Genomic DNA, 10463 nt, shown 5'->3' with positions numbered 1-10463 from the left:
GCCTTTGCAAGGCAGGGGTTAGGGGTTCGAGTCCCCTGGGCTCCACCACATCATCTGGCCAGGTCACGGCCTGTTTTCCTTTTCCGTTGACGCTCCCTCGGATTGAGGGTCATCTCTGGTCGTCAGCGGATCGTCAGCAAAGCCGCCGAAGACCTTGCGCACTGACTCGTGGAAGTCTGCCGGGGTGTGCGTGTAGCGGTTTAGCGTGGTGGATGCCTGCTCATGGCCCATCACCGCCTGGACGATGTTGACCGGAACTCCGCTGGACACCAACCACGTCGCGTAGCAGTGCCGTAGATCGTGGAACCGCAGGCCGCCGGCCGCCTTGGTTGCCACGCAGTCGGATGCTTCCCGCTCGGTCGGGAACTCCGCTGACCACTGCGCGCCGTCGCGGTCGGACCAGGTGGCCCGGAACCTTGACGGGGCGACCTCGGTGACCTGGCCGAGGAGCCCGGCACGGACAAGCGACGGCCGCCAAATTTGGCGACGGAAGTTGCTGCGCAACATCGAGCCGCCCTCGTAGTTGGTGAAGACCCTGTCGTCGGGACTGTGCGCGACCAGCTCGCGATGGCGTTGGAGCGTCTGTTCCAGAAACGGAGCCAGGGGCACGCTCCGCCGACTCTTGGCTGACTTCGGGTACGGCTTGTCGAACAGGTGACCGTCGACCTCGATGACGACCCGCTCGACAACCAGAGTCGACGAGGTGAGATCGACGCATCCCCACCGCAGGCCCAGGCACTCACCCCATCGCAGACCAGCGCCGGCCGCAGCAGCGACCAGAGCGCGATGCCACTCAGGCACCGCAGGCAGGAGACGATCCGTTACCTCTGATTGGGAGATGGTCTGCACTCCGCCAGCCCGCTTCCGCTGGGCCGGGAGGCGGACACCCTCGCAGGGGTTGAACGCGATCAGACGGCTCCGGACAGCCGAGCCCAGGATGGAGGAGAACAGGCTGAAACACGAGGCGACGGTGGCGGGTGCAACCTGCTTACCCAGTTGGGTCACCCACTCCTGCACGGCGAGGTGATCGATCTTCCCGAGCTGCCAACCGCCCCAATACGGCAGCAGCCGCGCTCGCAGTCGAGAGGACCAGGCCGCGAGGGTGGTCGCCTCTACTGACCGAGACGACAGCCAGCGGTCCGCGTAGGTGCTGAACTTGGTTCGGCCGGCGCTCGGGTCAACGTAGGAGCCGCGCGACACTGATGCCTCAGTTTCAGCGAGAAAGGCCGACGCCTCTCGCTTGGTACGGAAGGTCTTGGCCTTCTGCCGCCCGGTGGCGTCGCGCCAGTTCGCCCGGTAGGTGCCAGCGGGAGTCTTGACGATGTGCCCCATCAGCGCCGCCCACCATCGGTGCCGGTTGCAGCGGACTCGGTGGCCGCGTCAAGCCAGGCGTGAAAGCGGGTGCGAGGGATGACCCAGCGACCGCCGAGGCGGGTAGCGGGGATAGTCCCATCCCGCACGAGGGCATAGGTGCTCCCGAGAGACAGACCAAGCAGCTTGGCGACCTCGCGGACGGTGTAGGTGACCGGCTCGACGATGGTCGCGCCGTTGCGAGGGACGAGCCGGACGACTGGGCTCGGCCGGGCGGTGGTGCTCATTCAGTGACCTCCTCAGGTCGTGTCAGGCGGCGACCGGCACGGTGCCGGCCGGGGTGGTGCCGAGTTCGTGGGCGAGTTCTTCGCGGCCGGTGGCGTGTCGCTCACGGGCGAGGGCGGCGGCGGTGTTGGCGAGCAGGGCGTCTCCGGTGGTGTGCCAGCCGACGCCGGCGAAGGTGAGGGTGCCGACGATGAGGGTGGTGTCGTCGAGGTGGTCGACGGCGTGGATGGGTTCCCCGGCGCCCTGGTCGTGGTCCTCGCTGCGGCGGTACGTGACGCGCGTGTCGCGCAGCAGTTGGAAGGTCACCGAGTAGCGGCGGGCTTTCGTGAGGAAGTGGCCGCCGAAGCCGAGCATGTGCGCCCACCGCCGCAGCCGGGCGTACGGGTTGGCGTTGGCCGGTTTCGCCGGTTGGTCGTCAAGGACGGCTTGACGGGTGGCGACGCAGACGGGGCAGGCCGGGTAGCGGGTGTGGGTGCCGCAGTCGGGGCACTCCCACGGGGCGACGAAGCCGGGCCGGGGTCGGCGGTCCCGGGGCCGCTGGGACAGCGGGACGGGTGTGTCGGTGGGGCGGCCGAGTCGCCAGCAGGCGTCGATGAGGCGGGCGGTGTGGTCGCCGTCGGGGTCGGCGTAGTCGCCGATGGTGTCGGCGGTGAGCCTGACGGATCGGTGCCCGGTTACCTCGGTGCTCTTGGTGGCGTACTTGGCAAGGTATCCGGCGACCATGCTGTCGGTGACCTCACCACGGCCGGTCAGCGAGATGGGCCGGATCTCGGCTTGGTCGCCCCAGGCGATGGGCCAGCCCTGCGGCCGGTCGGGGTGGCCGGGGGTGGTGAATGCGACCTGTTCGGCGGCGGCGTGGAGCGCGTCGACGAGGTCGGCGGCGGTGAACCCTGCGGGTGGGGGGACGACGGCGGTCGGGTCGGTGGGGTCGACGCCGTCCAGGCGCACCAGGGCGTGGAAGTGCACGGCTCCGCGCGCCTGGAACTCGGCGGCTTTGCCGTGGGAGAGCCGGACCGGCGAGACGGAGCGCGTCTTGCCGGACGGGGTGACGACCTGGACGCGGGGGATGCCGCGGCTGCGGGCAAGCTTGGCGAGCCATCGTTCGGCGGCTTGCTTGGTGCGGTGCCACAGCTCCCCGGAGAACAGGTTCCAGACGACCTGGTGGTCGTGGTCGTAGCAGTCCAGGCACAGCGGCTGACCGAGTACAGCGTCGCCGGGCTCGTGTCTGGCCCAGCAGACAGCGGGTCGGCCGTGCTCGCACAGACCGGTGTCGCGGCGGGCGTGGCAGGGGTCGGGCCGGCAGTCGCAGCGGCGGCGGTCGGCGCAGGTGTGCCCCTTGACCACCCGGGCGTGAACCGGCCCGAACGACGGAGCGGTGAAGGTGGGGAACACGGCGGGGTGCCGGGCCACGGTGTCGGGGACGCCTTTGCCGCCGACGAGTCCGGCGCGCAGGAGTTGGTAGGCGTCGCGCTGGTAGACGCTCGCGCAGGCGGGGCAGACGGTGGCGCGGCGGTTGCCGCACGCTTTGTAGATGGCGGCGTCGGGCATGGCGTCGGTGTGCCGCTGGTCGAGGACGCGGCCGGTGCCGGGTTCGACGGTGAGGAGCTGCCCGGCAAGTCGGATGGGTCGGGTGCAGCCGGCGGCGGCGCGGACGTGGTCGAGCCAGCCGAAGTAGTCGGGTCGGGTGGCGCGTTGGAAGGCGGATCCGGCGGCGGTGTAGGCATAGACGGGGGTGGTGGTGTCGGCGTTCGAGCCCACACCCCGGGCCAGAGCGGTCCGGGGTGTGAGGTCCAGCGTCGATGCCATCAGGCGGCCACCTCGTGGGGCCGGGTGCGGTCGGGGCCGTGGTGGCCCATGAAGACCTCGGAGATACGTCGGGTGGTGACGATGAGCCGACAGGCTCCGCACTGGCGGTCGGCCGGTTCGTGCCGGTGGCACGCGATGGTGGTGGTCACCTGGCCGCAGCGGATGGTGACCGGGGTCCGGCAGGGGCCGCCGGGGATGACGTGGATGACGGTGCGTCGGGTGTCGTAGGGGTGCGGCTCGTCCGGGTAGGCCGGACAGGTGTGGGTGATGTGTTCGATGTCGACGACGTGGATGGTCATCGGGCACCACCGGCGACGGGGGTGCCGTTGACGGCGGTGGTGTGTCCGCCGAGGGTGTGCAGCAGTTCCCGGGCGATGTCCGAGGTGACCGACAGCAGGTCCGCGAGTTCGTCGATGGTGATGGGGCGGCCGGTGCTCTGTTCGTGGCGGCCGATGACGAAGCGGGCGGTGGGGATGAGGTGCGCGGGCACCTCGGGTCGGGTGATCGGCACCGGGTTGACGGGTGCCTCGACGACGGCCGGGACTGCCGGCAGGGTGTCGACGGCTGGCGGGGTGTCGACGGTCGGCGGCTCGTCCACGAGCTGGCCGGCAACGTCGTTGGTGTCGGCATCGTCGGTGGTGGTTTTGACCGGGGCGAGGACGAGTTTGACCAGGGCCATGAAAGCCAGGGCGGGGACGGCGGACAGGAGCCAGCCGGAGGGGCCAACTTGGCCGACGGCGACGCCGAGCTGCGCGGCGAGGGAGAAGCCGGCGAAGGCGATCAGGAGGACCAGGGGGTAGCCGATCGGGCCGCCGTGGCGCTTACGACGGCGGATGACGAGCAGGCAGGCCACGGGGACGAGTTCGGAGATGACGGCGTTGGCCCAGCCGAACCAGCCGGAGGTGCCTTCCGGGCTGTTGGCCATGGTCCAGTCGTGGACGTGGGTGAAGGAGGCCGCCCCGGCGGCGAGGCCGACGAAAATGACGATGAGGACCAGGACGCCGCCTTCCAGGCGGGCGGGCCAGGCAGCCGGCGCGTTAGTGGTGGGCATGGGGAGTCACCTCCGGTGCCGGGATGCTGTCGAGGGGGATGAGGTCGACCACGCCGGAGCAGTGGGCGCACATGATCGGGGCCAGGCCCTGGGCGGCGAGTTGGTTGCGGAAGCAGGGCAGGCAGGTGAAGTCGGCGGGGAAGAGTCCGTCGCCTTCGCAGAGGGCGCAGCGGCCGAGGCAGACGGGGCAGGGCGTGTAGACCGGGCCGAGGATGTCGTGGACGCCAGCGGGCGAGTTGCCCTCGATGCACCACAGGCACGGGTCGGACAGGTTGAAGGTCATCGGTCGCCTCCGTGGCAGTCGAGGCAGCAGCCGTAGCGGCGGGGGATGTAGTAGGGCTTGGTCTGGCCGCAGTGGCGGCAGGTGCGGCGAGCCCGAAGGGCTTTGGCGATAGCGGCCCGCTGGGCCGGGGTCGCAACCCGTTTGGGTGCGGCGAGGTCGAGGCGGTAGAGGTAGGCGACGCGCTTACCGCGACGCCACAGGATCTGCGCGACCGCGTGATGCCCGCCCGGTCGGAGTCCGGCGGCGCGGAGCTGGCGGCGGGTGGCCAGGCCGTCTGGGGCGAGCCGGTAGGGATAGGTGGGGAATTCCTCGGCGGGGTTGGCCGGGTCGTAGGTGTAGGTGGTCATGACTGGTCTCCCCAGCGCTGCTGGGCGGCCTGCTTGGAGATGCCGAGCCGGGTGCCGATCTCGGCCCAGGAGTAGCCGAAGGCCCGCAGGCCGACGACGGCTTCGCCGATGGCGTCGTCGAGGTTGGCCGACAGTGCGACGAGGTCGCGGAGGGCTTCCACGTCACCGGCGGCGACGCGGCGGCCGTGGGCGCGGATGATGCGCCGGGCGAACGCGGCGAACGCGTCGTTCTCGACGACGTCACGCCGCTTGCGGCGGGAGGGAGTGCGCGTCAAGGACGCCTTGACGGTGAACATCAGTTCCCGCCTCCCTGGTTGTGGAGGCGGTCCCACTCGTCGGCAGCCGCGTCGAGAGCGGTGATGACCTGCTCGGCGGTGCGGGCCGGGTCGTCGTTCCAGGAGTAGGGAGAGGTGTGCTCGTCGAGCAGGTAGCCGTCCTCGTCGATGTGGAAGACCGGGGCGTGGTCGTCGAGGTAGTCGACGAACGCGGCCATGGCCGCGAGGTAATCGGCGAGCGCGCTCGGGTCGAGCTGGGAGAAGTGCTCGACGCGGTGTCCGGCGGTGGCGATGCCGATGGCCCCGGCGGCGCAGGCCGGCGGGGTGAGGATGTCGGTGGTGGGGGCGTAGTAGGTGCCCTGGTGCCAGCCGTGCCGGCGCAGGTAGAGGGCAGCGCACCGGAGCAGGTCAGCGGGTGTGACCCGGACTCCGGTGGCAGGGTTTTGGGTAGCCTTCATGGCAGCCACGTCCTTTCGGGGCTGTTGGTGGAGGTCGGCAGGACCAGCACTGCTGCCAGGCGATGTCCTGGTCCTGTCGGCCGCTTATCGGGTGGTGCGCAGCCGCAGGTAGCGGCGTTGGCGGGTGTCGTCGCCGCCCATCGATCGCGGGGCGGACAGGTAGACGAGTCGGCCGCTGGCCGAGGCGACCTGGACCATGGCGGCGATGTCCTCGGGACGGCCGACGATCCACAGTTCCGTGTACTGCGCGGCCCGCTGGCTGTTGGCCTTGGCGTAGGTGCGTTCCCGGGTGGTCATGCCGCCACCCCGAAGTCGACGCGGGTGAGGTCCGGAACCTGGTCCGGTAACCGGCGGGGACGGCGGATCCAAGCGGCGTAGTCCGCGATGCCCGCGATCTGGTCATCGGTCAGATAGGCGACCTTGATGCGGCGCGGGACGCCGCCTTCGGCGATGAGGTAGGCCGCGCCCTGGTTGGTGGGGGCGATGTCGGTGGCCGTGTAGCCCTGCTCGGCCCAGCCGTGGCCGAGAACAATGTTCGAGCTGTTCGGGGTGGTGCAGCGGAACGCGGCCCGGTAGCCGAACAGGTCCCGCAGCGAGGTGGGGATGATGTCGAACGACGGCCGCTGCGTCGCGGCCACGACCGGGATACCGGCGGCACGGCCCCGGGCGACCAGGTCACGCAGGAGAGCCACGAACTCTTCCTGCTCCTGCTTGCTGCCGACGGTGGCGGAGTAGAAGGCGATCTCGTCGACCAGGACCGTGATGACCGACAAGCCGTCGTCGGCGGTCACCTTGCGGCGCCCGTGGGCGCGCAGCCAGGCGTAGCGGTTGTTCATCACCAGTTGCAGCCGCTTGAGGACGGTCAGGGCCTCGGTGATGTCCGGGCCGATGAACGCATCAGCGGAGTCTTCCCACTGGCCCAGCTCGACGAGCTTGCCGTCGAGCAGCACGAGCCGGGAGTCGACGCTGAGCGCGGCGTGGGCCGCGATGCAGTTGAGCAGCCCGGACTTTCCGCCGCCGGGCTCACCACCGGCGAGAAGGTTGCGGTAGGCGAGGGTGATGTAGACGGGCTGGCCGAACTCGTCGATCCCGATGAAGATCGGGTCGAACATCGACAGGCCAGGACCCACCGGCACCGCAGCAGCGGGGGCGGGAATCGCGGTCATCGGTGCCCTCCTTGGGCGGTTGGTGGACGCGAGGAACCACACGAACGAGCCGCAGGGCTCCTCGCGTCCCAGGTGAAATGGGGGTCAGATCCAGTCGGAAACGTCGTCCTCGGGCGTCGAGGACGAAGCCGCGGGCTTGCTGCCGTTGGCCGTCGTGGTGGTGGCCGGCTTCTTGCTGCCGGGTTTGCCCTGTGCTGGGAGGGTGATCGTCGGGACGTCGACGTCCGGCAGGTCCAGGGCGGTCGGCACCGTCAGCGGTGCCTGCTCGACCGTCGGGGCGTCCGGGTCGATCACGTCGACCAGCGGCGAACCCACAGTGGCGGTCAGCACCTCGCGGCGCTTGATGTCGAACCGCAGATACGCGGCGGTCCGCTCCGAGGCGCGCTCGATGAGCACGGTGGAGGCGTGACAGGTCACGGCGATCTTGTCGAGGCGGCCTTCCAGGTCCTTGGCCGATAGGCCAGGACGCAGGTACACCCAGACCCGCTCACCGACCGGCGTGGGACGAGCCCACAGGATCAGCGGCAGCGAACCGGACTGGTTGGCGATGATGAACTGCGAGAAGCACACCCGCAGCCGATGCCTCACCACGAGACACCACGCCCAGGCGATCACCTGGCGGCGGCAGACCGGCACGGCGGCCGGGACACCGACGACCAGGGCGACCACGAGCAGCGTCACCACGGCCGGGGTGTGGTCGGCGAGCTGCACCCAGAAGGTGAGCACGGCGACCGCGAGCACGATCTCGATCGCCCACCACCACAGCAGCCGTAGCACCGGCCAGATCCGGACCAGCACCCACGCGATCCCACCGACCGGCACGCCGACGAGCGCGCCGAGGAACAGAGCCAGGATCGGGTGCATGTAGGACGCGGCCACCACAGCCGACAGAAGACCGACGATGACCGCCGACAGGACGAACGCCAGCCGGGCGTTACGGGCCGAGGAACGGTGAACCCGGGCCTCAATGACCGTCACCGTTCCGGTTGACTTCCCGCCGAAGGAACGGCGAGGGCTAGACTTGGACACGACGAGTCCTCCCAAGTGCCAGTTGGGATCGGATGAGTTGACGGCACCGGGGTCGGCAGATGTAGGAGTCAGTACCGACCCCGGGCCAATTTCCTTCTTGCCGCCACCTGTCGTGACGACCGGACCGGGAACGTAGGAGTCAGGAACACTCCCGGAACCGCATGGGGTTGGATCAGCGGACCATCAGGCCGCTTCGTAAGCCACGGACACCTGTGGCTCACACAGCACGACGTGCGAAGAGACCTACTTGGCCGGAGAACCAGTCTTCGGCTTCAGGGACACCGCCCGGAACGCGACGCCGTTACGCCCGTTGGTCGCCCACGGAATGGCCTCCAACTGCTCGACGGCGAGGAAGTCGCCCACCTTCACGTTCGGCTTCTCACCCGCCGTCGTGATGGTGATGACCTCCCCGCCCGTCTCGTCGAGCACGAAGACCTGGGTGGACCACATGGGCCGGCCCGTGTTCTTCTCGGACTTCTGGTTGCCGTTCTGGTCGTTCTTCGGCTCCGGGTCCTTCGACGCCGTCACCTGCTTGCTCGTGGTGTCCACGTACAGCTTCAAGGCCGTCTCCTGTCCGTTGGGGCACCGCTCGTCGGTGCACTCCGTCGTCATCATGTCTTCATGAAGACGTGCAGACAACGTACGACCGGTCGTCCGATCGCGTCAAGACTTCATGAAGACCTAAACTGGATTCAGGCGTGAAGGAGTGTGAAGAATGGCCAAGTGGGAGCGAATCGCCGCAGAGTGGCGCGAAAAGATTCATTCAGGTGAGGTCACGCCTGGAACGAAGCTGCCGAACGAGCAGCAGATGAAAGCCGACTATGAAGTGAGCTTGCCCGTCGTCCGACAGGCGCTCGACACGCTTGAGGCAGAAGGCCTGGTCGATCGACGTCACGGCCGAGGAACCTTCGTCCGCGCGCCCCGACAGCGAGTACGGCGATCCCCCGAGCGGTATCAGTGGGAGAAGGATCGAGCCCGACTGCCCGAGTCTCAGCGACGCCGCACAGGCGCAACCGAGCGAGACACCGGACTGACCATGCAAGACCTTGACTTCTCAGCTGAGTACCGGACGGTTCCGGCGAGCGCTGAACTGGCTCGAATCTTCGGAGTTCCGGTCGGCGCAAAGATGCTTGAGCGCGTCTACCGAACCAGTTCCCGTAAGGAGCGGGTGCCGCTCAGCCTGAACACGTCCTACATGGTCTATGACGTGGTCGCCGAGAACCCGGCGCTGCTCGACGACAACAACGAGCCGTGGCCGGGTGGTACTCAGAACCAGCTATTCACCATCGGAATCGAGCTAGACCGGATCGTAGACGAGATCACGGCCCGGCCGCCCTCGGCAGACGAAGCTGAAGCCTTGAAGCTGCCCCCAGGCGTCTCAGTGCTCGTTCTTCGCAAGGTCTCCGTGGACACCAAGGACTGCGTCGTGGAGGTCTCGAACGTCGTACTCCCTGGCGACCGGACCGAGTTCGTTTACACAACGAAGCTTGCGCGGTGGTCCGAGTGAAGATCTCCCTGATCACGCCAGTCCACGCCCCGAGCATTCCCTATCTGGCAGACGCCTACGAATCACTCCGCTCGCAAGAGTTGCCGGATGGGTGGGCGTGGGAGTGGTTGGTCCAGGAGGACGGACGGACCGGCAAAGTTGCTGCCGCCCTTCCCGATGACCCACGCATCCTCAGCGGAACAGGAAAGCCCGGTGGTCCAGGGACCGCCCGCAACATGGCTATGGCACGCAGCGGCGGAGATCTGCTGCGAGTCCTGGACGCAGACGACCAGCTCGCTCCCGGCGCCCTTGCGCGTGAGATCGAGATACTCAGCAGACGGCCCGACGTCGGCTGGACGACGTGCAGCGTGCTCGACCTGATGCCCGACGGATCAACGGTCGGCTGGCAACACGCCGACCCACCGGGCGGCATCCTGCACCAGGGCGAGGTACTGAACTACTTCCGCAGTAAGGGATACCGGCTTCCGGTCCACCCAGCCACGCTGTGTATCCGACGTGATCTCGCCCTCGCCCTTGGCGGCTGGATGGCACTGCCGGGCGGGGAAGACACTGGGCTGTTGATCGCCGCGTCAGTCGTGACCGACGGCTACTTCATCTCGGAGCCAGGGCTGTTGTACCGGAAGCACCCGGACCAGATCACGGCTCAGAGCGACTGGAGTGCGAACGAAGAGTGGCAGCTCCGCATGCAGCTCATCGAGTCACGAGCCACCGCCTTGCAATCATCGTTCCCCGGTACTCGCGCCTAACCCGCAAGCCGCTCTGCCGTCACCGCCGGCTCAGCGCAATACGAACACCTGTGTAGGTGGCCGTCGATACTCAACCGGAGCACGCCATTCCCAGTGGCCAGGCCGGTTATCCCCGTCGGCTTGTGGTCGATCGCAGGGGCATTGCCACGTGTCCACGTCATCGATCTCAGCAGGCGGCCAGAATCGGAACAGCACATAC

General features: G+C 68.4%; 15 protein-coding genes. 2 read left to right on the top strand and 13 right to left on the bottom strand.

Annotated features, from left to right (window positions below):
- Positions 1–63: 63 nt before the first annotated feature.
- From M8C11_RS29990 to M8C11_RS29930, 13 genes are all read right to left on the bottom strand, one after another.
- On the bottom strand, positions 64–1332 hold the full coding sequence (locus tag M8C11_RS29990; RefSeq protein WP_252454787.1) for a site-specific integrase: 1269 nt from the start codon (positions 1330–1332) through the stop codon (positions 64–66).
- Complete coding sequence (locus tag M8C11_RS29985) at positions 1332–1598, bottom strand: helix-turn-helix domain-containing protein (protein ID WP_252454786.1); 267 nt, start codon at positions 1596–1598, stop codon at positions 1332–1334. Before M8C11_RS29985 ends, M8C11_RS29990 begins: the two co-directional genes overlap by 1 nt.
- 22 nt (positions 1599–1620) lie before the next feature.
- A complete protein-coding gene (locus M8C11_RS29980; RefSeq protein WP_252454785.1) occupies positions 1621–3402 on the bottom strand; it encodes a replication initiator in 1782 nt (593 codons plus the stop codon).
- Entirely contained in the window at positions 3402–3701 is a 300-nt protein-coding gene (locus M8C11_RS29975) for a hypothetical protein (RefSeq protein WP_252454784.1), read from the bottom strand. Before M8C11_RS29975 ends, M8C11_RS29980 begins: the two co-directional genes overlap by 1 nt.
- Positions 3698–4453, bottom strand: coding sequence for a hypothetical protein (locus M8C11_RS29970; protein ID WP_252454783.1), 756 nt, complete (start codon positions 4451–4453; stop codon positions 3698–3700). Before M8C11_RS29970 ends, M8C11_RS29975 begins: the two co-directional genes overlap by 4 nt.
- Positions 4440–4736, bottom strand: a complete 297-nt coding sequence (locus tag M8C11_RS29965) for a hypothetical protein (RefSeq protein ID WP_013288474.1) — start codon at positions 4734–4736, stop codon at positions 4440–4442. The genes M8C11_RS29970 and M8C11_RS29965 overlap by 14 nt, the downstream gene beginning before the upstream one ends.
- Positions 4733–5083: an RRQRL motif-containing zinc-binding protein gene (locus tag M8C11_RS29960; RefSeq protein ID WP_252454782.1), complete on the bottom strand. Its 351-nt coding sequence runs from the start codon at positions 5081–5083 to the stop codon at positions 4733–4735. Before M8C11_RS29960 ends, M8C11_RS29965 begins: the two co-directional genes overlap by 4 nt.
- A complete protein-coding gene (locus M8C11_RS29955; RefSeq protein ID WP_252454781.1) occupies positions 5080–5379 on the bottom strand; it encodes a hypothetical protein in 300 nt (99 codons plus the stop codon). Before M8C11_RS29955 ends, M8C11_RS29960 begins: the two co-directional genes overlap by 4 nt.
- On the bottom strand, positions 5379–5816 hold the full coding sequence (locus M8C11_RS29950; protein ID WP_252454780.1) for a hypothetical protein: 438 nt from the start codon (positions 5814–5816) through the stop codon (positions 5379–5381). Before M8C11_RS29950 ends, M8C11_RS29955 begins: the two co-directional genes overlap by 1 nt.
- An 84-nt stretch (positions 5817–5900) precedes the next feature.
- Positions 5901–6113 (bottom strand): hypothetical protein, encoded by a 213-nt coding sequence (locus tag M8C11_RS29945; protein ID WP_210883953.1) that lies wholly within the window; start codon positions 6111–6113, stop codon positions 5901–5903.
- On the bottom strand, positions 6110–6982 hold the full coding sequence (locus M8C11_RS29940; RefSeq protein ID WP_252454779.1) for an FtsK/SpoIIIE domain-containing protein: 873 nt from the start codon (positions 6980–6982) through the stop codon (positions 6110–6112). Before M8C11_RS29940 ends, M8C11_RS29945 begins: the two co-directional genes overlap by 4 nt.
- An 84-nt stretch (positions 6983–7066) precedes the next feature.
- Positions 7067–7960 (bottom strand): hypothetical protein, encoded by an 894-nt coding sequence (locus M8C11_RS29935; protein WP_252454777.1) that lies wholly within the window; start codon positions 7958–7960, stop codon positions 7067–7069.
- A 294-nt stretch (positions 7961–8254) separates the two neighbouring features.
- Positions 8255–8572 carry a hypothetical protein gene (locus M8C11_RS29930; RefSeq protein ID WP_041799353.1) on the bottom strand — a complete coding sequence of 106 codons (318 nt, stop codon included), beginning with the start codon at positions 8570–8572 and terminating at the stop codon, positions 8255–8257.
- A gap of 154 nt (positions 8573–8726) precedes the next feature.
- On the opposite strand from M8C11_RS29930, the gene M8C11_RS29925 reads away from it, so the two are divergent.
- Together M8C11_RS29925 and M8C11_RS29920 are read left to right on the top strand one after the other, a co-directional pair.
- Complete coding sequence (locus M8C11_RS29925; RefSeq protein WP_013288466.1) at positions 8727–9518, top strand: GntR family transcriptional regulator; 792 nt, start codon at positions 8727–8729, stop codon at positions 9516–9518.
- Entirely contained in the window at positions 9515–10264 is a 750-nt protein-coding gene (locus M8C11_RS29920; RefSeq protein ID WP_252454775.1) for a glycosyltransferase, read from the top strand. Before M8C11_RS29925 ends, M8C11_RS29920 begins: the two co-directional genes overlap by 4 nt.
- The last annotated feature ends 199 nt before the right edge of the window (positions 10265–10463 follow it).

Origin of the sequence: Micromonospora sp. CPM1 (genome assembly GCF_023896895.1) — a bacterium.
Taxonomy (GTDB): domain Bacteria; phylum Actinomycetota; class Actinomycetes; order Mycobacteriales; family Micromonosporaceae; genus Micromonospora; species Micromonospora tulbaghiae.
This window is presented reverse-complemented; position numbering and strand designations above follow the sequence as displayed.